The sequence below is a fragment of the Paracoccus seriniphilus genome, assembly GCF_028553745.1.
In the GTDB taxonomy this organism is placed as follows: Bacteria; Pseudomonadota; Alphaproteobacteria; order Rhodobacterales; family Rhodobacteraceae; genus Paracoccus; species Paracoccus seriniphilus.
This window is the reverse complement of record NZ_CP067129.1, coordinates 878,375-898,457: the sequence shown is the minus strand read 5'-3', so window position 1 is coordinate 898,457 and position 20,083 is coordinate 878,375. Positions and strand designations below refer to the sequence as shown.

Genomic DNA, 20,083 nt, shown 5'->3' with positions numbered 1-20,083 from the left:
CAAATTGCGCAACCGGCGCCACGCAACCACCATAAATGCCTGTTAATTAATAAATATTTGAAAACTTTTCTGGAGCCGGGCAGGGAATGCGACCAAAATGCAACAGAGCAAGCCTGTAAACCCAAAACTTTCATGACGATTTTCAAGCGGATTACCGCCTCAATGGGCGGAAATCCGCTTAAGGACATTCGGCCGCAGGCACTGGTTGGAACCCGTGAATCTCAGGCGGCAGGCCATGCCTGCGCGCCAGAGGGTGCCGCCCATCGGCTCAATACACCCGACCGTTGCGAACGTCTTCCACGGCCCGTTGGACCTGGGCTATCCGGGCAGCCCGAGAGGGGTGGGTGCCCAGGATATGATCGCCGGGATCGGGAATGCGGGCAAAGAACTGCGCCCCATGCACCGGATCATATCCCGCGTTAAGCGCCATGATCGCACCAAGGTAGTCAGCCTGCAGCTCCCATTCCTTGGAATAATAGCGCGATCCCACCGAGGCCCCGATACGCTGTGCCGTTTCGATGGCATCTTCATCGCCGCCATAGACCGAGGCGATGCTGCCCAGAATCTCTGCCCCGACGGCTGCAGCCCCTGCCTTGCGGTCCAGATGGTTCAGCACGTGGTGGCTGGCCTCATGGCCCACGACAAAGGCGATTTCATCCCCATTCCGCGTGGCCGCGATCAGGGACAGGGTCAAGGCGATGATCGGGCGGCCGGTTTCATCCACGGTCTGATAGGCATTGGGTTCCTGCCCCGGCCGGTCATCGATGACGAAGAGGAAGTCACAGTTGATCGGCTGGGTCCGCCGCTGCCGGCATTCGCGCTCGACGGCGGGTTCCATGCGGCTCATGACGCTGATGAATGTGCGCGCAGTGCTTTCCGGCGTGCCGTCATTTTCCATGACGGGCGCGCGCTCTGTCACCGGCGCCGAAGCACGATCCTGCGTCGGCTCCACCGGAACCGGGGTACAGGCCGTCAGAGCCAAGGCGCCGACCAGCACGGTCGCCGCACAAATGCGAGCCAAGATGCTGTTGCTCATTCCCGCCTCATGACATGCGATGGGTCGCATTCATCACGACCTTTTGCCCTGTTTAACCGGCCCAGAGGGGGGGCGCAAACCCTGTTGCCTTGCCGTGCCGCCCGGTTCAGGCGAATGTCGAGGGAACAAAAAGGAGATTGCGATGTTCACCATCGAACATGACTTCGATGCCACCGTCATCACATTGATCGACGAGGTCGAGCCGAATTCCCGCCCGCTGAACGAAGATATCGTCATCCTTTCCTTCGATGACCGTGTCGTTCTGGAACAGATGGACCCGAAAACCGATCAGGTCTCGCGCATCTCCTTCACGATGCATCAGTTGACCGAGCTGCGGCTGGCGCTGAACCTGCCCGAGGGCAACTATCGCCTCGACCTGTCCAAGGGTTAATCGACGCGAAACAGCTTGTCGCGCGAGGTTTCGCCCCGCATCAGCACCAGTCTTGACTTGGCGATCCCCAGCGCCTTGGCAAGCAGCTTTCGGATACGTTCATTGGCCTTGCCCTTTTCGGGCGTGACCGTGACATAGATGCGGATCTGACCGTCCTCGACACGGATTTCGTTGCGCCCCGCCTGCGGGGTCGCGCGCACGGGGATCTGCGTGCCGGGTTTTGCCAGATGGGTCAGGTCGGTCATGCCGGCAATTTGCCCCGCGCGGGGTCGGGAACGCAAGAGGCTTTGCCTTGTGCTCTCCCCTGCCCTCTGAGACAACCGCCGCAGCGATCAGATACAGGAGACATGCATGGACCACCGCAACCCGGACGCCCTGAAATTCCTGGCACAGCGCCGCTCGCATCCGCCCAAGCTCTTGACCGGCCCCGCACCCGACCGCAGCGAGATCATGCAGTTGCTGAAGCTGGCCGCGCGGGTGCCTGATCACGGCAAGCTTGAGCCCTGGCGCTTCGTGGTCCTGCAACGCGAGACATTGGACCGACTGGCGCCGATCCTTCGGCAAGAGGTGCTGGCATCGGGACAGGACGCCGCCGCCGCAGAAAAAGCCGCCTCGGCCTTTGCCTCTCCGCTGGTGGTTGCGGTGATCTCGTCGCCGGTAGACAGCCCGAAAATTCCCGAATGGGAACAGTTCCTGTCTGCGGGCGCAGTCTGCCTTGGCCTTGTGAATGCGGCGCTGGCCTCGGGCTGGGGCGCGGCCTGGCTGACCGGCCATGCTGCAGCGAACAAGGGCTTCGGACAGGCTCATCTGGGTCTGGCCGAACACGAACGCGTTGCCGGGCTGATCCATATTGGCACGCGCGGCGAGACACCGCCCGAACGGCCCCGCCCCGATCTGGACACCAAGACGACCTGGTTGGCATGACCGTCATTCGCGCATTGGCCTCTGGCTGGGCGGATTTGCTGCGCCCGCGGATCCTGACATTGGTGCTGACCGGCATTGGCCTGACCATCGCGCTGTTCATCGCGCTGCAGGCTGCGACCTTCTGGCTGATCCGGTATTTTGCCTCGGGCAATCTGTCGCTGCCATGGCTGGGCGAGATCGACATCGGTCATGCCCTGTCCTGGGGCTCTCTGGCGCTGTTTCCGGTTCTGGGATTCTTCCTGATGGCACCGGTCGCGGCGGGCTTTTCCGGGCTGTTTGCCGAGCGCGTCGCCGATGCGGTGGAAGAGATCCACTATCCCAACCACCGAGGCCAACCGCTGGATTTTCTGGACGGATTGCTGGAATCTCTGGCGGTCATGCTCGCCGTGATCGGGGTCGGCATCCTGACCCTGATCCTGTCGCCGGTTCTGGGCCCGCTGTCGCCGGTGCTGTTCTATGGGGCCAATGGCTGGCTGTTGGGGCGCGAGTTCTTTCAGATGGCCGCCCGCCGCCATCTGAAGGAAACACAGGCCACCGCCTTGAGGCGCACCTATGCAACCCGCGTGACGATGGCAGGTGCGCTGGTGGCTGTCGGGCTGACGATCCCCTTCGTGAACATTGCGGTGCCATTGCTGGCCGCCGCCGCATTCACCCATCTGTTTCACATGATCAGCGGAATATCTGATCAAGACCCTCGATATCGGCGCGGGTAACAAAGCCGCCAAGGATGATTCCGGCGATAATCGACCAAAGCACGGAAGAGATCAGCGTCGTCAGGATCACCTTGCGTTTCACGGGCAGATCGGCCGGCGCGCCGGCATGCGTGCCGGGCACGATCTCTCCGGCATCCTGCTGGCTGCGCTGACCAAAGGGCATGACGACGAACAGCGTCAGGAACCACAGCACGGCATAAAGAACGATTCCGCCGGTAAGGTTCATCAGACCTGCTCCAGTTCGATCAGACAGCCGTTGAAATCCTTGGGATGCAGGAACAGGACCGGCTTGCCATGGGCGCCGATCCTGGGCTCGCCCGAGCCCAGAACGCGGGCGCCCTCGGATTTCAGCTTGTCGCGCGCGGCAAGGATATCTTCGACCTCAAAGCACATGTGATGAATGCCGCCCGAGGGATTCTTGTCGAGGAATCCCTTGATAGGGCTGTCATCGCCCAGGGGATACAGCAGCTCGATCTTGGTGTTGGGCAGGTCGATGAAGACGACCGTCACGCCATGATCGGGTTCATCCTGCGCCGGACGAACCTTTGCGCCAAGCGTATTTTCATATTGCGCAACCGCCGCCTGCAGGTCGGGAACGGCGATAGCAACGTGATTGAGTCGTCCGATCATCACAGCCTCCATTTGGGACTTTTCTAGGCGTTTCGCGGGCAAAGCAAAAGGGACAGCTTGTCACGCATTAACCCGTTCTTAGAGAATCACGGGCTAACTGGCCATGAAACCAAGCAAGACGGGGGACGGAACATGCACACCGAACTCGGGAATACTGCGAAAGAGGCCTTGCCGATGTGGCGCATGTCCCTGCCGGGGCGCCCATTGGTCGGACTGACAGTCCTGGTGGTCGAGGATTCGCGCTTCGCGAGCGAGGCGGTCAGGCTGTTGTGCCTGCGCTCGGGCGCGCGGATTCGGCGGGCCGACTGTCTGCGCTCGGCGGCGCGGCATCTGAAGACCTATCGTCCCACCGTGGTGATCGTCGATCTGGGGTTGCCCGACGGCAATGGCGCAGATCTGATCGCACAGATTTCCCGTTCGGTCCCACCTGTCCCGGTGGTTCTGGGTATCTCCGGCGATCCCTCGCTGGAAGAGGTTGCACTTGCGGCCGGCGCCAATGGCTTTCTGAGCAAACCGGTGGAAAGCCTTGCGGTATTCCAGCAGGCGATTCTGTCCGGCCTGCCCCCTGAATCGCGGTTGCCGGGCGTGCGACTTCTGTCCGATGATGTCGTACAGCCCGATGCCTCGGGCCTGCGTGACGATCTGGCCCATGTCGCGGAAATTCTGGGCAATGCCCATGACACAGGCGCGATCGATTACATTGCGCGCTTTCTGGCCGGAGTGGCACGTTCTGCCCATGACCCGGCGCTGGAGGCCGCCGCAACCGCCCTGGCCCGCGACCATCAGGCCGGTCATGCCCTGGCCGCAGATCTGGCACGGATCAGCAGCATGGTCCGCGACCGCCTTGCCAATGTCGCCGGAATGTAGACCTGCCCCGCATCAGGCAAGGAAACGCGGATTGTCGCCCATGTCCAGCTGCGGGAATACGCTTTGCTCCAGCACATCGCGCGACACGGCGAACAGGTCATGCAGGGCCCATGCCGCATAGGCACGGATATCGCGCAGCGGCATCAGATCGCGATCGGCATAGAGATCCTGCTCGGCCAGCCCCGGCCAGCCGCCATAGGCCCGCCGGCCACGCAAGGCCCCCCCGGCCATCAGCATCGCCCCGCCGGTGCCGTGATCGGTGCCACCGCTGCCGTTTTCGCGCACGGTCCGCCCGAATTCGGTCATCGCCAGAACCGTGGTGCGCTGCCAGTTCTTTCCCAAGCCGTCGCGCAGGGTCAGAATGGCATCAGAAAGGCGATTCATCGCCCGACCGATGACGCGGCCCTGATTGGCATGGCTGTCCCAGCCCGAAATCGAGAATGTCGCGATCCGCGTGGCACCATTCAGGCGATCCGCCGAAAACCTAGCCAACGCGCGGGCGTCACGGGTCGGGCCTCCCTCTTCCTTCACGGTTCCGACACCGCTGGAGACAATCTCGATCGCCTGCTCTCCCGCCGCGCGAAACAGCGGATCGTCATGCCAGACATGCTGCAGCAATCTTTGCCCCTGCGCACCAAGGCGGAACCGGGTCTGCGGCGCCCAGCTTTTGGCCGGTGCCGGACCATCGAGGATTTTCATATCCTCCAGCCCGACCGAATAGGCGGTTTCCGATTGCACTCCCGGCATGTTCTGCAACAGGCGGTTCAGCCAGCCATCGCGTTGCTGGATCAGGTTCAGATCAGTGCCGGTTCCCGCTTCAAGCATGTCCTGCCCATCGAAATGGCTGCGCTTGTCGCGATAAGGGGTCGAGACCGCAGGGGCAAAGGCAAGCTCGCCTGCCTGCCACAGCGGCATCAGCCCCGCCATATCAGGGTGCAACGCGAAGAACCCGTCCAGATCAAGCGCGCCCTGATCCGGCCCCAGCGACAGTTTCCGGCGCAGCTTGCGCAGGTTGGGGTCGCCATAGGGCTGAAATGCATCCATCCCGTCCATCGCCCCGCGCAGGATGATGACGACCAGACGATTCTCGCCCGGTGCCTCGGCAAAGGCGATGGTTGACAACAGCGGATGCGCGGCGGCGGAACAGCCCAGCAGCGCGGTCGATTTGATGAAAGCACGACGCGACAGCATCAGCCTATCTCCTGTTGAAATCGGCGGAACCCAGGACGACCCCAAGTCCTTCCAGCGCAGTTTCCGCCTTGGGCACCGCCCATGCCAAAGGTTCTGATGCCGTATCGGCCAGACAGTCCTGCAGCATCTTCCGCGGGTCCGGCAGCGGCCCGACCAGCTTGGGTAACTGCCGCGTCGACCAGTCGATCCGCGCGGCCAGCCCTTGTGGCGTGGCCCATGCCTCTGCGGCTTCGGGCCAGCCATCGGGCCCGCGCGGCATCTGCCATTTCTGACCCATCGCCGTCATCGGGCGAATGACGCGGGCAATCAGCTGTTGGGGCGGCAGCGCCATGATCTCGTCATGGCCCACCCCCACGGCCCGCAGGGCCGCAACGACGAAATCGAAGGGCTGCCGAACCTTGGCGCGAAAATGGCCCGTCAGTTCCGGCGCCCGGGCCAGTTCGTCATACAAGGCCGAAAGATTGCCCTCGGTCTCGCGAAAGATGACGGCCAGTCGTTCAACCAGATTCTGCGGTGGATCATCGGCCACGAAATGCACCGCCAGCTTGCGCGCGATGTGATTCGCCGTGGCTGGGTGACGCGCAAGATCCTCGATCACTGCGCGCACATCGCGGATACTTCCCCAGCGGCTGACGCCATAGCTGTGGCCCAAAACGGTTTCGGGGCCGGGCTCGGCCATGGTCGGGCGAAAGCGGCGTTGATCGCGGAAATTATAGGTCAGACCGGTCAACAGCTTGGCAAGCTGGCGCACATCCTTCTGGGTGTAATCGGCGTCCACTCCCAGACTGTGCAGTTCGATCATCTCGCGGGCCAGATTTTCGTTCAGGCCCAGATTCTTGTCCGGACGTTTGCGCGCCGCGACCGAATGTGGCCCGAACGAGCGCACCTGATTGAGATAGGTCAGCATACGGGGATGCGTTTCCGCGGCATACATCATATCGGCAAAGCTGCCGGTCAGATGCGGGCGAATGGCCTCTTCGACAAGGGCCGAGGCCATGGCGGCGTTGAAGGCATTGCTGCCGCCGGTCACCGTGAAATGGTCGGCCCAGAACTGCACCAGCCTTTCGCCAAAGCCGACACCACCGCCAACCGCACGGGCAAGACGGGTCTGATCGGCGACACGCGCCATAAGGGTGGATTTCTTGCGCGCAGCCTGGATCGCGCTGCGGTCAGCACCGCCGCTTTCGCGGGTTTTCCTGACGATATCGACATATTCCAGCCGCAACGCCTCGATCTGTTCCATCGAGATCGAGCGCGAATCGGGGGCTGACGCGGCAATTTCCGCGATCAGTTCAGCGGCTGAAGCCGGTGCAGTGATTCCCGGGCCAAGCCCATAGCCCAGCCGAATTGCCGAGATTTCCGAATATCCGACCATATCTGCCCTGCCATCCACATTGCGCCCCGATTGTCGGGCGCAATGTGGCACAAGGCAATGCGGATATCAGATCACTCTTTCGGCAAGACCCGCAGACGCAACTCGCGCAGCTGTTCATTTGTCGGCTCGGAGGGCGCATCCATCATCAAGTCTTCGGCGCGCTGGTTCATCGGGAACATGATGACTTCGCGGATATTGGCCTCATCGGCCAGCAACATCACGATCCGGTCGATCCCGGCTGCACAGCCACCGTGGGGCGGCGCGCCATAGCGGAATGCCTTGACCATGCCGCCGAAACGCTTCTCGACCTCTTCCTTGCCATAGCCGGCAAGTTCGAAGGCCTTGAACATGATTTCCGGCTTGTGGTTCCGGATCGCGCCCGACACCAACTCATAGCCGTTACAGGCCAGATCATATTGATAGCCCTTGACGGCCAGCGGATCTCCGTTCAGCGCCTCCAGACCGCCCTGCGGCATCGAGAACGGGTTATGGCTGAAATCGATCCGTCCCTCGTCGTCCTTTTCGTACATCGGGAAATCGACGATCCAGGCGAATTTGAACTGGTTCTCATCCGTCAGACCCAGTTCACGGCCGATTTCATTGCGCGCACGCCCGGCGACGGCCTCGAAGTTCTCGGGTTTGCCCCCCAGGAAGAAGGCTGCGTCGCCCTCGCCCAGTCCCAGTTGCTGGCGGATCGCCTCGGTCCGTTCGGGACCGATATTCTTGGCGACCGGACCCGCGGCCTCGGTGCTGCCATCCGCTGCCTTGCGCCACAGGATATAGCCCATGCCGGGCAAACCCTGTTGCTGGGCAAAGGCATTCATGCGGTCGGCAAATTTGCGGCTGCCGCCCGTCGGGGCGGGAATGGCGCGGATCTCGGTGCCTTCCTGCTCCAGCAGCTTGGCAAAGATCGCAAAGCCGGAGCCACGGAAATGTTCGCTGACGACCTGCATTTCGATCGGGTTGCGCAGGTCGGGCTTGTCGCTGCCATATTTGAGCATCGCCTCGGCATAGGGGATGCGCGGCCAGTCGGTATCGACACGCCGTCCACCGCCGAATTCCTCGAAGATGCCCTGAATGACCGGCTGCACCGCCTGGAAAACGTCATCCTGCGACACGAAGGACATTTCCATGTCCAGCTGGTAGAAATCGGTCGGGCTGCGATCCGCACGTGGGTCCTCGTCGCGGAAACAGGGCGCGATCTGGAAGTATTTGTCAAAACCCGCAACCATGATCAGCTGCTTGAACTGCTGCGGTGCCTGCGGCAGGGCGTAGAACTTGCCCGGATGCAGACGCGACGGCACCAGAAAGTCGCGCGCGCCCTCGGGGCTGGAGGCGGTGATGATCGGGGTCTGGAATTCGGTGAACTCGCGGTCCCACATGCGCCGGCGGATCGACTGGATCACCTTGCTGCGCAGCATGATGTTGTTGTGCAGCGTTTCGCGGCGCAGGTCCAGAAAGCGATAGGTCAGACGCGTTTCTTCCGGGTATTCCTGATCACCGAAGACCGGCAGGGGCAGTTCGTCCGCTGCGCCCAGCACCTCGAGATCGGTCGCATAGACCTCGATCTCGCCGGTGGGCAGCTTGGGGTTGACCAGCGCTTCATCGCGCAGCTTGACGCGCCCGTCGATGCGGATGACGGTTTCGGCGCGCAGTTTTTCCATCGCGGCGAAGGCCGGGCTGTCACTGTCGGCCAGAACCTGAGTCATGCCATAGTGGTCGCGAAGATCGACGAACAGAACGCCCCCGTGGTCACGGACCCGATGGACCCAGCCCGACAAACGGATGGTTTCACCGGCATTGGCGGCTGTCAGATCGCCGCAGGTATGGCTGCGATAGGCGTGCATGATCGATCCCCAGTTGTTCAGCCCCCGCATCAACAGCGCCGCAGGCGGGAAGTCAACCGGTCAGAAGGGGCGCAGGACATTCCCGCTGTAGAAATAATAGCCCATGCCCACCGCAAACAGGATATTTCCCGCCACCGCATGCAACAACCACGCCGCCGGAAAGCCATGACGCAGATAGGCGCGGCCAAAGAACCAACCGCCCGCAAAGGTCAGCAAGGCCACCACCCACGACCAATACATCAGGTGGGCAAAGGAAAAGACCGCCGCGTTCACCGCGATTGCCGCCTTTCCCCGCGGCAGCAATACGCCATAGCGGTGAAAGAACAGCGCCCGAAAGATCAGCTCTTGCGGCAACGCCGACAGGATCGGGTAGAGCAGCCATATCAGCAGCAGGAATTCCGGGCGCTCGCGCAGGATGGCAAACAGCCCCTGAGGCTGCATCAGCCACATGATCACCACACCTGAAATGAGTGTCGCTGCGGCGATGCCGGCGACCTCAAACCAGGGAATCCGCCTGCCGCGGATCAGCTTGCCCCAGCGGAACCCGCCGGTGCGCCACAGCAGAACCATCCCGGCAATCGAAAACAGGAACAACGCTGCGAACATCCTCTGGGGCGGCAGAAACAGCGCGATGGCCAGTGGCGCCCCGATATAGAGCGCCACAAATTCGACCATCAGCCAGGGATGTGACCTCACCGGGTCAAGCGAATCGACAGCCATCGTGCCCAATCCGCCGATGTGCCGGCAAATGCGTTCAGATCCACGTCTCCCTTGATGCCCGGAACCGAGCCGGTGCCGGTATATTGCCAGAACGCCCAACGCTGGCCCGGATAGGTCTCGCGCGGGTGATCGGCCACGGACCGCAGCCAGAATTCGGCCCGCAGATCGCCAAGATCGTTGTCGCGATAGAAATCGACGGTCGTATAGACGATCGGACGCTGGCCATAATGGCGACCGACGATATCCAGGAAACGCGATGCCTCACGCTTGACCTCGGCAGGCGGGGGACGGCGCGGGCAGGTCTTGGAATGTGTCCACTCCAGATCCAGCACCGGCGGCAACGAGCCGACCTCGCGCGGGACATGGCGAATGAACCAATTGGCCTGCTCGGCCCCCGTGCGGCAGAAATAGAAATAGTGATAGGCGCCGCGCGGAATGCGGGCAGCGGCGGCCTCGCGCCAATAGCGCTGGAATGACGGATCGCTGTGATCGCCGCCCTCGGTCGCCTTGATGAAGGCAAAGCTGATCCCCGCCGCGCGCACCCGCGCCCAATCGACATCGCCCTGCCAGCGCGACATGTCGATCCCATGGACCTGGTGGTTGTAGGGATGCCCATTGCGCCATTCATGGGGCTTGTTGTCGCCCAGTTGCGGCACGGTACCGGCAATATAGCCCCGGCTGCCACCGCCTCCGCCGCTCTGCGGAGGGGTGCGTGAACAGGCCACTGCCAACACCAGCATCATGCCCCAGACGATCTTCCAGAGATATCGCATCACTGCCCCATATCTTGTTTGCCCGCCGCATGTTCTCTGTCGGCTTGATGAATGTATCGCAAAGGCGTGAAGAAAAGTCACCGTGCCGCACCGGTCACGAAGGCGTCAGGAAGTCGGATTCATCCACACCTGCTGCAGAAATCCGCCATGGAACTTGGCAAGCGGGGCCGATCTCTGTCATGAATTCTTCACCAGATCGCCATAGCCTGGCGCCGGATCGAACAGCAGACCGTTTCCGCAAGTTGCAAGGCAGGACCCGACCAAGATGGACAGCCGCCCGATATCAACCTCACGCCGCAAGCCGGATCTTCGGCATGGCAGCATGTTGCCAGCCGGGTTGATCGCCGAAACCCCGGCGCGCAGCGAGCGCGCATTCGTCACCCTGGTCACCAACCCCGATTACCTGCCGGGGGCCGAAGCGCTGTTGCGTTCATTGTTGCTGACGGACACGCCGGCCGACCTGGTCGTCATGCATCGCGGGCTGCAACCCGCGCATCTGGAACGGCTGCGCCTTCACGGTGCAAGACTGATCGCAGCGGAGCTGTTGCCCACATCGCGTGAATTCGACCTGACCCATGCCCGCGATGCCTTGCATGCGCGCGCCGCCTTCACCCGTGGCGGCAAACCGGATTTTCACACGCCCCTGGACAATTTCGTCAAGCTGCGCCTGTGGCAGCTGGATTATGAACGTTGCGTCTTCATAGATGCCGATGCCATCGTCCTGCGCCCGGTCGACAAGCTGTTCGAGATGCCCGAATTCTGTGCCGCGCCCAATGTCTATGACGGTCTGGACGGCTTCCATAGAATGAATTCCGGCGTCTTCACCGCGCGTCCCGACATCCAGCGGTTTGATGACATGCTGGCGCGGCTGGATCGTCCCGGCGCATTCTGGAGGCGCACCGACCAGACCTTCCTGCAGGATTATTTCGACGACTGGCAGGGGCTGTCGATCCATCACAACATGCTGCAATATGTCTGGTTCAACATGCCGGAACTGTGGAGTTGGGAGGACATCCGCATCCTGCATTTCCAGTATGAAAAGCCATGGCAGGCCCATGCCAAGGCCGAACTGCTGCGCCCGCTGATCGACCTGTGGCAGACCATTGCCTCGGGCCAGCCCGTGCCCGACCTGTCCGCACAGGTCCGCCCCGTCGCCGCCTGATGCGGATCGCTTTGACCGGCGCAAGCGGATTCGTCGGGGCATCCGTCCGGCCATTGCTTGAACAGGCGGGGCATGTCGTCACGCCGCTGGACCGCCAGCACGGCTATGCGCTTGGCGACCGACCGGATCTGCGGGACCATGACGCGCTGATCCATTGCGCCTTTGCCCACCAACCGGGCAGGTTTCGCGGGGGCGAGGGAAATGACCCGCAGGCTTTCATCACCGCCAATCAGACCGGCACGCGAATCCTGTTCGACCAGGCCCGGCTCTGTGGCGTCCGGCGCATCCTTTTCCTGTCCTCGCGCGCGGTGCATGACGGCTATCCGCCGGGCATGTTCCTGACCGATGACCTGCCGCCACGACCGGACAACCTCTATGGCAGGGTCAAGGCTGATGGCGAAACCTGTCTGGCGTCATCAGGCGGCCTTCTCGGCACCTCCATCCGCGCCACGGGTCTGTATGGACCGGGTCCGCGCAACAAGTGGCGCGACCTCTTTTCGGATTATCTTCGGGGACGGTCGATCACGCCTCGCGCGGGCACGGAACTGCATGTCGCCGATCTGGCCGCAGCCATGTTGTTGTTGCTGGCCCATCCCGCGCCGCCCGCCACCGTGAATGCCAGCGATCTGGTCCTGGACCGGCACGATCTGCTGGCCGAGGTCGCCCGCTTGTCCGGTTGCCGACATGATCTGCCCCGGCGTGCGGATGCGGCGTCGATGCGGCTGGCGGGCTGTGCTGCGCTGGCGCGTCTGGGCTGGCGGCCCGGTGGCATGTCACTGCTGAAACAAAGCCTGCCGCAACTTATGGACGCCACGCCACATTTGTGATCCGTTTGAGCGAACCCGACCTGCACGAGAACGGCATGGCTGATCGAGCAAAACCGCAGCAGACCGACACCCCCATCAGGCCGCTCAGCGGAGGATGGTTCCTGTCAGGCCTGGTCTATCTGCGCAGCCGATACAGCCGCGCCATGCAGATCCTGCGCAGCCGTGGCCCCAGCCAGTTGCAATTCTGGTTCCTTGCCCTGCTGATCGGTATCGGCGCAGGTTTGGCGGCATTGGGCTTTCGACTGGGCATCGGGGCGCTGCAGCGTCTGATCTATGGGGCCGATGATCTGCGACTGGCCACAACGGCAAGCAAGCTTCCCTGGTATTGGGTTCTGACCGTGCCGATGATTGGGGGACTTGTGGTCGGGCTGATCCTGGACCGGCTGACCCCGGACGGGCGCGTGCGTGCGGTGGCGGATGTGATCGAGGGTGCCGCTCTGGAGGGCGGACGGGTAGAGATTCGCGCAGGTCTGGCCTCGGCCCTGGCCTCGCTGCTCACCCTCGGCACCGGGGGCAGCTCGGGGCGCGAAGGACCGGTCGTACATCTTGCCGGGGTCGTCTCGACAGCCGTTGCCCGCCGCATCAAGGCCAGCCCGATCACCGGTCGCGAGTTGCTGGGCTGCGCCGTGGCCGGGGCCGTCGCGGCCAGTTTCAACGCCCCCATTGCCGGCGCCCTGTTCGCCCATGAGGTCGTGCTGCGCCATTTCGCCCTGCGCGCCTTTGCCCCGATCGCGATTTCGGCGGTGGCCGGAACGGTCATCAACCGACTGGAGTTCGGCGGGCTGACCGAGTTCCGCCTGCAACAGGACATGGACCTGGCCTTTTATGTCGAGCTTCCGGCCTTCATGCTGCTGGGGCTGGTCTCGGCCGTGATCGCCGTGGCCATGATGTCGGGGATATTCCGGGCCGAGCGCGTCGGTGACTGGCTGATGCAGCGCAGCGGCTGGCCACGCTGGACGCGCCCGATGCTGGCCGGGCTGCTGCTGGGCGCGATCGCGATTCCCTTCCCCCATATCATCGGGGTCGGATATGAGACCACCGCCGCCGCGCTGGCAGGGCGCATCGGGCTGGGCGCGGCGATCATCTTTGCGCTGGTCAAGGCCATTGCGGTGGCCATCACCCTTGGCGGGCGCATGGGGGGCGGCGTGTTTTCTCCCGCGCTGGTCATGGGGTCGCTGACCGGGCTGGCCTTCGGCATCGTCGCCACCGGCCTGTTCCCCGAACTGTCGGGCGATGTGAACATCTATGCCTTTGCGGGCATGGGGGCCGTGGGTGCCGCGGTTCTGGGGGCACCGATCTCGACGGCATTGATCATGTTCGAAATGACGGGTGACTGGCAGACCGGCATCGCCGTGATGACAGCGGTATCGCTCAGTTCAGCGCTGGCGTCGCGGCTGGTGCATCGTTCGTTCTTCCTGACCCAGCTTGAGAATCGCGGCGTCAGGATCGCCGAGGGGCCGCAGGTCTGGCTGCCCCAGAAAATGCGGATCACCGCGATCATTCGCAAGATGAACGCCCCCGACGCCCCCTCGATGGATCTTGCACGCAATCTGCATGACTCGGGGCAGGCCCTGACCGACGGCATGCCGCTGGAACTGGCGTTGCAGGAGTTCGAACGCACGGATGCGGCCTTTCTGCCGGTAATCCTTCCCCCCGACCCTTCCGCAAGCGATGCCGACAGTCCACCGACACCTGAAATCATCGGCGTTGTCTATCATGTCGATGCCCTGCGCGCCCTGAATCAGGCGCTGTCGGAAGCCGCGGCCGAGGAACACGGCTAGGTCATCGCCCCGACAAGTGCCTTGACCGACTCTCGTCGTGACCAGCATATGTCCCCATGCACCGCTCGAAGCCCGACGTCATTTCGCTGCTTGTCCTGGTCACGCCCCATTTCAACATGGCGGCGACCGTCAGTTTCATCGACCCCTTCCGGGCCGCCAATTATCTGGAGGGCCGGACGCAGTTCCAGTGGAAGATCGCCTCGTTGCAAGGTGGTGGCTGCATCGCCAGCAACGGCATGACCATCGAGACCCAGCCCCTGGCAGAGGTCCGGCAGGCCCGCCATGATTTCGTGATCCTGTCATCTAGCTGGACGCCCGAATCCTTCAACACCGCGCCGCTGCACATGTCGCTGTGGCGATGGGCCAGCGAGGGGGCAACCCTGGGCGGGCTGGACACTGGCGCCCTGATTCTGGCCGAGGCCGGATTGCTGAAAAACCACCGTGCGACAGTGCATTACGAACATATCGACGCCATGCAGGAACTGTATCCCAATGTGGATGTCAGCGAAGAGCTGTTCGTCTTTGACGGAAACCGGATCTCGTGCTGTGGCGGGGCGGCCTCGGTGGATTTCGCGCTGCATATCATCAAGGGCACCCATGGCGAGGCACTGGCCAATGCCGCTGCGCGCTATGTCTTTCACCAGACGGTGCGCCCGCAGGGCACAATGCAAAGCCCCGGCCTTGCCGAACCAATGGGTCAGCTGGCACCCGGTTCGGTCAAGCGTGCCATTGCGATGATGGAACAGAACCTGGAAACGCCACTGAGCATTCCCGAAATCTGCGAGGCCATCGACCTGTCCCAACGCCAGTTGAACAGGCTGTTCGCGCGCTATGTCAAGAAAACACCAAAGGTCTATTACCGCGATATCCGGCTGGATCGCGCACGCGGCCTGGTGACCCAGACCGAGATGCCCCTGCTCGAGGTGGCCATCGCCTCGGGCTTTGCCAGCCATGTCCATTTCAGCCGCGCCTACCGCGAACGGTTCGGCCTTTCTCCGCGCAGCGACAGGATCGAGGGGCGGGTTCCCTTCGAATTTCGTGCATGGCCCATGTACCGCAAGGCGATGAATCCGCGCCAAGGGCCAGAATGGTAAAATAGACGGCCATCTGCGCACAGTATAATCGCCCTGCCCCGCGCAACCTCGATCTCGGGCCGAACTGACCGGCCATGCTCGTATCAGAAAAGGGGCCTGCCATGAGCGAACAGCCAACCGCCAAGCAATTCGCAGAAATCTCGGGCGGGTATCATGAAAACCCGTCCGCATCCCTGTCCCTGCGGGCCGATGCCTATACCGATCCGCTTTGGTATCACGTGGACAACAGGGAAATCATCGCCAAGTCATGGCAATGGGTCTGCCATGTCGAGAAACTGCGCACTCCGGGCAGCTATGTGACCATCGAAATCGCGGGGAATCCCATTGCCGTGGTGCGCGACCGCGAGGGCGTGCTGCGCGCCTTCTACAATGTCTGCAAGCACCGCGCCCATGAACTGCTGTCGGGCGAAGGTCAGACGTCGCGCATCATGTGTCCCTATCACGCCTGGGTCTACAAGCTGGACGGCCAGCTTGTTCGGGCACCTCATACGGAGAACCTGGAAGGCTTCCAGCCCAAGGAGATCTGTCTGGACAGCGTGCAGGTCGAGGAATTCTGCGGGTTCATCTATGTCAACCTCGACCCGCAGGCGGCACCGCTGGCGCAGTTGTCGGGCGACCTGGAAACCGAAATCAAGCATTGGGCACCCGATATCGAGGATCTGACCTTCGCCCATCGGCTGACCTATGACATCAAGTCCAACTGGAAGAACGTCGTCGACAACTTCCTTGAATGCTATCACTGCCCCACCGCGCACAAGGATTTCTGCGAGCTGGTGGATATGGACACCTACAAGGTGACCACCCATGGCATCTATTCCAGCCATATGGCCGATGCAGGCAACAACACCGAAAACGGCGCCTATGACGTTTCGAATGCCACGGTCAGAACCCATGCCGTCTGGTGGCTGTGGCCCAATACCTGCATCATGCGCTATCCGGGCAGATCCTCGATGATCATCCTCAACATCATCCCGGCGGGGCCGAACCGGACGCTGGAAACCTATGATTTCTATCTGGAGGACAAGACCCCCAACGAGGCCGAACTGGAAACCATCCGCTATCTGGATGAGGTCTTGCAGGTCGAGGACATCAATCTTGTCGAAAGCGTGCAGCGCGGGATGAGCACTCCGGCATTCACGCAGGGCCGCATCGTCAACGATCCCGACGGTTCGGGAAAATCCGAACATGCGCTTCATCATTTCCACGGCCTTGTGCTGGATGCCTACCGGCGCGCGGCGAAATGACCTCACGCCCCAAACCCATGAGATTCGAACCGCCCCCCGCGTGATCCACGCGGAGGGTGACAATCTTGACGGGACAAAGGGAGACATGGGGACGTGACAGGACAACCCAATATCGTCGTCGTGATGGCCGACCAGCTGGCACCACAGTTTTGCGGTGCCTATGGCCATCCGGTCGCAAAAACACCGCATATGGATGAACTGGCGGCACGGGGGATGCGCTTTGACGCCGCCTATTGCAATTCGCCGCTTTGCGCGCCATCGCGATTTGCCTTCATGTCGGGGCAGTTGATCAGCAGGATCGCGGCCTATGACAATGGCTCCGAGTTTCGTGCCAGCGTGCCGACATTCGCCCATTACCTGAAGGTTCTGGGCTATCGCACCTGCCTGTCGGGCAAGATGCATTTCGTGGGCCCTGACCAGAAGCACGGCTTTCAGGATCGCGTTACCACCGATATCTACCCCGCCGATTTTGCCTGGACTCCGGACTGGCAGCGTCCGGATGAACGGATCGGCAAATGGTATCACAACATGCAGACGGTCAAGGAAAGCGGCACCGCTGTCGCGACTTTCCAGACCGATTACGATGATGAGGTCGGATTCGCCGCGCGCCGCTGGCTGATCGACCGGGCGCGCGATCGGGCCCATGGCGATGCCGCGCCCTTCTGTCTGGTCGCCAGCTTCATTCATCCCCATGATCCCTATGTGGCCAAGCCGGAATGGTGGGATCTTTATGAAGATGAGCAGATCGACCTGCCCGAAACCGTTCTGGGCGACGACCAGCAGGATCCCTTCTCGCGCCGACTGAGAGACGGGATCGAGGCCAGCTCGGTGCCCCTGAGCGAGGAAGAGATCCGGCGTGCCCGGCGCGCCTATCTGGCCAATGTCAGCTATTTCGACAGCAAGTTGGGCGAAATCGTCAAGACGCTGCGCGATATCGGAGAACTGGACAACACCGTCATCATCGTGACGGCGGATCATGGCGACATGCTGGGCGAGCGTGGCCTGTGGTACAAGATGAACTTCTTTGAACATTCCGCCCGCATTCCCCTGATCATGGCCGGGCCGGGGATCGCGACCGGCACGGCGCGAAATGCCTGCTCACTGGTCGATCTGCTTCCAAGCTTTCTGGACATCGCCGGAGGCACCCCCGACATGTTGGGCGAAGCCGTCGATGGCCGCTCGCTGATGCCGCTGGCGCGTGGCGAAGACGATCCGATTGATGAAGCCATCGGAGAATATTGCGCCGAGATGACCTCGGCCCCCGTCTTCATGATCCGGCGCGGGACGTTCAAATACATCCATTGCGACACCGATCCGCCCCAGCTTTACGACCTGTCGGCCGATCCCGCGGAAATCCGCAACCTGGCCGATGATCCGGCCTATCGCGATGTGGCCCAGCGCTTTGCCGCCGAGGTCGCCGCGCGCTGGAACAGCGCCGAGCTGCGCGATCAGATCATGGCCACACAGAAATCCCGCCAGGCCCTGCACGGGGCCATGGAAGCCGGGGCCGGGGAACATTGGGACTACAACCCGCCCTCGGATGCCAGCCAGCAATATGTCCGCAACCACATGGATTGGACCGAGGCCGCAGGCCGCTATCGGTTCCCGCCGCTGAAGGAGGCTTGAATGAAGCTTGAGGGAAAAACCGCATTGGTCACCGGCGGGCGCGGCGGCATTGGCCGGGCGATCGTCGCACGCTTTCTGCGCGAAGGTGCCACGGTCTATGCCGCCGACCTGACACCACAGGGATCGCTGGCCGAACATGACGACGACGGCAGCATTTTTCTGCCCATGAATGTCGCGGACGAACCGGCCGTCACATCCGCCATGGCGCGGGTGCAACAGGAGTCCGGCAAGCTGGACATCCTGGTGAACGCGGCCGGGATCGAGATCGAGAAGACCATCGAGGACACCACGCTGGAGGAATGGAACCGCAGCTTTGCAGTGAATTGCACGGGAACCTTTCTGACCTCGAAACACGCATTGCCGCTGATGCGCGCCGCTGCCGCGACGGGGCAAACGGCCAGCATCATCAATTTCGGCAGCTATGACGGCTTTATCGCCGATCCCGGTCTTGCCGCCTATTGTGCCACAAAGGGGGCGGTCCATGCGCTGACCCGCGCCATGGCCTGTGACCACGGCCCCGAGGGCATCCGCGTCAATGCGATCTGCCCCGGCTATATCGACACGCCGATGCTGCAAAGTTTCTTTACCGGCGACGGCTCGGGCGGCGGTGGAAAATCCATCGACCAGTTGCAGCAGGCCGTGCGCGATGTGCATCCGATGCGGACCTATGGCACGCCCGATGATATCGCCAATCTGGTGAACTGGCTGGCCTCGGACGAGGCCCGCTATGCCTCGGGGCAGCTTTGGGTGCTGGATGGCGGGCTCTCCGCGCAGGTCCAGCAGATGAAACTGTGAGGCTGGCCGTCAACAGCCCGTCGGAGGAAGAACCGCCACCGCCTGCGCCACAATTCGAATTTGGCGAAACGGCATGGCGCGCGCCTGTCTGGAACCCGCCGCAACAGCACCGCCACCTGAGCGTGGTCCCCGACTGCAAGGAGAAAAGCTCATGAGCAAATCCGTCATCATCACCTGTGCGCCCACCGGCGGCATTCACACGCCCACCATGTCGGAACATCTGCCGATCACCCCCAACCAGATCGCCGAAGCCAGCATAGAGGCCGCCGAGGCCGGGGCGTCGATCATCCATCTGCATGCGCGCGATCCCGAAACCGGCAAGCCGGACCCGAACCCCGATCTGTTCATGCAGTTTCTGCCGCGCATCAAACAGGCCACCGATGCGGTCATGAATGTCTCGACCGGCGGCGGTCTGGGCATGTCGCGCGAGGAACGCCTGCTTGCTGCCACTCGCACCAGCCCTGAAATGGCCAGCATGAACATCGGGTCGATGAATTTCGGCATTTTCCCGATGAAGGACAAATATTCCAACTGGAAACACGCGTGGGAGCCGGAATTCCTGGACATGACCCGCGACTTCATTTTCCGCAACACCTTCGCGGATATCGAATATTGTCTCAAGGAACTGGGCGAGGGCCATGGCACAAGGTTCGAATTCGAATGCTATGACCTTGGCCATCTTTACAACCTGGCCTGGATCCTGGACCAGGGCTGGATCAAGGGGCCGATTTTCGTGCAGATGGTCTTTGGCATTCTGGGCGGCGTGGGGGCCGATCTGGACAACCTGATGCATATGCACACCATCGCCAACAAGCTGTTTGGCGATGACTATGAATGGTCGGTTCTGGCCGCCGGACGCCATCAGATCCCCTTTACCACGCAAAGCGCCCTGCTGGGGGGCAACGTCCGGGTCGGGATGGAGGACAGCCTGTATATCGGCCCCGGTGAAAAGGCCGTGTCCAGTGCCCAACAGGTGCGCAAGATCCGCGCCATTATCGAAAATCTTGGCCTGAAGGTCGCCACTCCGGCAGAGGCGCGTGAACGCCTTGGCCTGAAGGGCGGCGATCAGGTCGCGTTCTGAGCGGAG

At 62.3% G+C, this 20,083-nt stretch carries 21 protein-coding genes; 12 read left to right on the top strand and 9 right to left on the bottom strand.

The features are described 5' to 3' along the window. Positions 1 to 268 precede the first annotated feature (268 nt). Positions 269 to 1,036: a M48 family metalloprotease gene (locus JHW44_RS04420; protein WP_089343231.1), complete on the bottom strand. Its 768-nt coding sequence runs from the start codon at positions 1,034 to 1,036 to the stop codon at positions 269 to 271. Positions 1,037 to 1,178: 142 nt separating this feature from the next. Between JHW44_RS04420 and JHW44_RS04415 the strand changes: the two genes are divergently transcribed. After that, on the top strand, positions 1,179 to 1,427 hold the full coding sequence (locus JHW44_RS04415; protein WP_089343232.1) for a hypothetical protein: 249 nt from the start codon (positions 1,179 to 1,181) through the stop codon (positions 1,425 to 1,427). Here JHW44_RS04415 and JHW44_RS04410 read toward each other — a convergent pair. Further along, a complete protein-coding gene (locus JHW44_RS04410; RefSeq protein ID WP_089343311.1) occupies positions 1,424 to 1,672 on the bottom strand; it encodes a DUF167 domain-containing protein in 249 nt (82 codons plus the stop codon). The two genes, JHW44_RS04415 and JHW44_RS04410, sit on opposite strands and share 4 nt — an antisense overlap. 106 nt (positions 1,673 to 1,778) lie before the next feature. On the opposite strand from JHW44_RS04410, the gene JHW44_RS04405 reads away from it, so the two are divergent. Continuing rightward, positions 1,779 to 2,351, top strand: a complete 573-nt coding sequence (locus JHW44_RS04405) for a nitroreductase family protein (RefSeq protein WP_089343233.1) — start codon at positions 1,779 to 1,781, stop codon at positions 2,349 to 2,351. Further along, positions 2,348 to 3,064: an EI24 domain-containing protein gene (locus JHW44_RS04400; protein ID WP_089343234.1), complete on the top strand. Its 717-nt coding sequence runs from the start codon at positions 2,348 to 2,350 to the stop codon at positions 3,062 to 3,064. Before JHW44_RS04405 ends, JHW44_RS04400 begins: the two co-directional genes overlap by 4 nt. On the opposite strand, the gene JHW44_RS04395 is transcribed toward JHW44_RS04400, so the two are convergent. Beyond that, positions 3,021 to 3,290, bottom strand: coding sequence for a DUF1467 family protein (locus tag JHW44_RS04395; protein WP_089343235.1), 270 nt, complete (start codon positions 3,288 to 3,290; stop codon positions 3,021 to 3,023). The genes JHW44_RS04400 and JHW44_RS04395 overlap by 44 nt on opposite strands. Continuing rightward, positions 3,290 to 3,694 (bottom strand): methylmalonyl-CoA epimerase, encoded by a 405-nt coding sequence (gene mce, locus JHW44_RS04390; RefSeq protein WP_089343236.1) that lies wholly within the window; start codon positions 3,692 to 3,694, stop codon positions 3,290 to 3,292. The genes JHW44_RS04395 and mce overlap by 1 nt, the downstream gene beginning before the upstream one ends. A gap of 132 nt (positions 3,695 to 3,826) precedes the next feature. On the opposite strand from mce, the gene JHW44_RS04385 reads away from it, so the two are divergent. After that, positions 3,827 to 4,561 carry a response regulator gene (locus JHW44_RS04385; protein ID WP_419182510.1) on the top strand — a complete coding sequence of 245 codons (735 nt, stop codon included), beginning with the start codon at positions 3,827 to 3,829 and terminating at the stop codon, positions 4,559 to 4,561. Positions 4,562 to 4,573: 12 nt separating this feature from the next. Here the strand turns inward: JHW44_RS04385 and JHW44_RS04380 are convergent, their stop codons facing one another. The 5 genes from JHW44_RS04380 to JHW44_RS04360 form a co-directional block, all read right to left on the bottom strand. After that, positions 4,574 to 5,752 carry a DUF1501 domain-containing protein gene (locus tag JHW44_RS04380; RefSeq protein WP_089343238.1) on the bottom strand — a complete coding sequence of 393 codons (1,179 nt, stop codon included), beginning with the start codon at positions 5,750 to 5,752 and terminating at the stop codon, positions 4,574 to 4,576. Between the two features lie 4 nt (positions 5,753 to 5,756). Continuing rightward, positions 5,757 to 7,127: a DUF1800 domain-containing protein gene (locus tag JHW44_RS04375; RefSeq protein WP_089343239.1), complete on the bottom strand. Its 1,371-nt coding sequence runs from the start codon at positions 7,125 to 7,127 to the stop codon at positions 5,757 to 5,759. Positions 7,128 to 7,198: 71 nt separating this feature from the next. Continuing rightward, on the bottom strand, positions 7,199 to 8,974 hold the full coding sequence (gene aspS, locus JHW44_RS04370; RefSeq protein WP_089343312.1) for an aspartate--tRNA ligase: 1,776 nt from the start codon (positions 8,972 to 8,974) through the stop codon (positions 7,199 to 7,201). A 60-nt stretch (positions 8,975 to 9,034) separates the two neighbouring features. Then, positions 9,035 to 9,694, bottom strand: coding sequence for a CPBP family intramembrane glutamic endopeptidase (locus JHW44_RS04365; RefSeq protein WP_089343240.1), 660 nt, complete (start codon positions 9,692 to 9,694; stop codon positions 9,035 to 9,037). Continuing rightward, entirely contained in the window at positions 9,667 to 10,467 is an 801-nt protein-coding gene (locus JHW44_RS04360) for a glycoside hydrolase family 25 protein (RefSeq protein ID WP_089343241.1), read from the bottom strand. The genes JHW44_RS04365 and JHW44_RS04360 overlap by 28 nt, the downstream gene beginning before the upstream one ends. Positions 10,468 to 10,789: 322 nt before the next feature. On the opposite strand from JHW44_RS04360, the gene JHW44_RS04355 reads away from it, so the two are divergent. The 8 genes from JHW44_RS04355 to kce all read left to right on the top strand — a co-directional run bounded on the left by JHW44_RS04355 (position 10,790) and on the right by kce (position 20,077). Further along, on the top strand, positions 10,790 to 11,629 hold the full coding sequence (locus JHW44_RS04355) for a glycosyltransferase (RefSeq protein ID WP_089343313.1): 840 nt from the start codon (positions 10,790 to 10,792) through the stop codon (positions 11,627 to 11,629). Beyond that, positions 11,629 to 12,456, top strand: a complete 828-nt coding sequence (locus tag JHW44_RS04350; RefSeq protein ID WP_089343242.1) for an NAD-dependent epimerase/dehydratase family protein — start codon at positions 11,629 to 11,631, stop codon at positions 12,454 to 12,456. The genes JHW44_RS04355 and JHW44_RS04350 overlap by 1 nt, the downstream gene beginning before the upstream one ends. A 35-nt stretch (positions 12,457 to 12,491) precedes the next feature. Then, complete coding sequence (locus tag JHW44_RS04345; protein WP_245846837.1) at positions 12,492 to 14,237, top strand: chloride channel protein; 1,746 nt, start codon at positions 12,492 to 12,494, stop codon at positions 14,235 to 14,237. A 56-nt stretch (positions 14,238 to 14,293) separates the two neighbouring features. Beyond that, positions 14,294 to 15,331 (top strand): GlxA family transcriptional regulator, encoded by a 1,038-nt coding sequence (locus JHW44_RS04340; protein ID WP_089343243.1) that lies wholly within the window; start codon positions 14,294 to 14,296, stop codon positions 15,329 to 15,331. A 101-nt stretch (positions 15,332 to 15,432) separates the two neighbouring features. Next, complete coding sequence (locus tag JHW44_RS04335) at positions 15,433 to 16,575, top strand: aromatic ring-hydroxylating oxygenase subunit alpha (RefSeq protein WP_089343244.1); 1,143 nt, start codon at positions 15,433 to 15,435, stop codon at positions 16,573 to 16,575. A 93-nt stretch (positions 16,576 to 16,668) separates the two neighbouring features. Next, the gene (gene betC / locus JHW44_RS04330; protein WP_218822538.1) at positions 16,669 to 18,201 is read left to right on the top strand and encodes a choline-sulfatase; all 1,533 of its coding nucleotides are present in this window, start codon (positions 16,669 to 16,671) and stop codon (positions 18,199 to 18,201) included. Continuing rightward, entirely contained in the window at positions 18,202 to 18,996 is a 795-nt protein-coding gene (locus tag JHW44_RS04325) for an SDR family NAD(P)-dependent oxidoreductase (RefSeq protein WP_089343246.1), read from the top strand. 151 nt (positions 18,997 to 19,147) lie between these two features. Then, positions 19,148 to 20,077, top strand: coding sequence for a 3,5-dioxohexanoate:acetyl-CoA acetone transferase (kce, locus tag JHW44_RS04320; RefSeq protein WP_089343247.1), 930 nt, complete (start codon positions 19,148 to 19,150; stop codon positions 20,075 to 20,077). The last annotated feature ends 6 nt before the right edge of the window (positions 20,078 to 20,083 follow it).

Excerpts from the sequence above, each read along its gene's own strand:
- JHW44_RS04420 (WP_089343231.1), bottom strand. The coding sequence starts at position 1,036 with ATGAGCAACAGCATCTTGGCTCGCATTTGTGCGGCGACCGTGCTGGTC.
- JHW44_RS04415 (WP_089343232.1), top strand. The coding sequence starts at position 1,179 with ATGTTCACCATCGAACATGACTTCGATGCCACCGTCATCACATTGATC.
- JHW44_RS04410 (WP_089343311.1), bottom strand. The coding sequence starts at position 1,672 with ATGACCGACCTGACCCATCTGGCAAAACCCGGCACGCAGATCCCCGTG.
- JHW44_RS04405 (WP_089343233.1), top strand. The coding sequence starts at position 1,779 with ATGGACCACCGCAACCCGGACGCCCTGAAATTCCTGGCACAGCGCCGC.
- JHW44_RS04400 (WP_089343234.1), top strand. The coding sequence starts at position 2,348 with ATGACCGTCATTCGCGCATTGGCCTCTGGCTGGGCGGATTTGCTGCGC.
- JHW44_RS04395 (WP_089343235.1), bottom strand. The coding sequence starts at position 3,290 with ATGAACCTTACCGGCGGAATCGTTCTTTATGCCGTGCTGTGGTTCCTG.
- mce (WP_089343236.1), bottom strand. The coding sequence starts at position 3,694 with ATGATCGGACGACTCAATCACGTTGCTATCGCCGTTCCCGACCTGCAG.
- JHW44_RS04385 (WP_419182510.1), top strand. The coding sequence starts at position 3,827 with ATGCACACCGAACTCGGGAATACTGCGAAAGAGGCCTTGCCGATGTGG.
- JHW44_RS04380 (WP_089343238.1), bottom strand. The coding sequence starts at position 5,752 with ATGCTGTCGCGTCGTGCTTTCATCAAATCGACCGCGCTGCTGGGCTGT.
- JHW44_RS04375 (WP_089343239.1), bottom strand. The coding sequence starts at position 7,127 with ATGGTCGGATATTCGGAAATCTCGGCAATTCGGCTGGGCTATGGGCTT.
- aspS (WP_089343312.1), bottom strand. The coding sequence starts at position 8,974 with ATGCACGCCTATCGCAGCCATACCTGCGGCGATCTGACAGCCGCCAAT.
- JHW44_RS04365 (WP_089343240.1), bottom strand. The coding sequence starts at position 9,694 with ATGGCTGTCGATTCGCTTGACCCGGTGAGGTCACATCCCTGGCTGATG.
- JHW44_RS04360 (WP_089343241.1), bottom strand. The coding sequence starts at position 10,467 with ATGCGATATCTCTGGAAGATCGTCTGGGGCATGATGCTGGTGTTGGCA.
- JHW44_RS04355 (WP_089343313.1), top strand. The coding sequence starts at position 10,790 with ATGTTGCCAGCCGGGTTGATCGCCGAAACCCCGGCGCGCAGCGAGCGC.
- JHW44_RS04350 (WP_089343242.1), top strand. The coding sequence starts at position 11,629 with ATGCGGATCGCTTTGACCGGCGCAAGCGGATTCGTCGGGGCATCCGTC.
- JHW44_RS04345 (WP_245846837.1), top strand. The coding sequence starts at position 12,492 with ATGGCTGATCGAGCAAAACCGCAGCAGACCGACACCCCCATCAGGCCG.
- JHW44_RS04340 (WP_089343243.1), top strand. The coding sequence starts at position 14,294 with ATGCACCGCTCGAAGCCCGACGTCATTTCGCTGCTTGTCCTGGTCACG.
- JHW44_RS04335 (WP_089343244.1), top strand. The coding sequence starts at position 15,433 with ATGAGCGAACAGCCAACCGCCAAGCAATTCGCAGAAATCTCGGGCGGG.
- JHW44_RS04325 (WP_089343246.1), top strand. The coding sequence starts at position 18,202 with ATGAAGCTTGAGGGAAAAACCGCATTGGTCACCGGCGGGCGCGGCGGC.
- kce (WP_089343247.1), top strand. The coding sequence starts at position 19,148 with ATGAGCAAATCCGTCATCATCACCTGTGCGCCCACCGGCGGCATTCAC.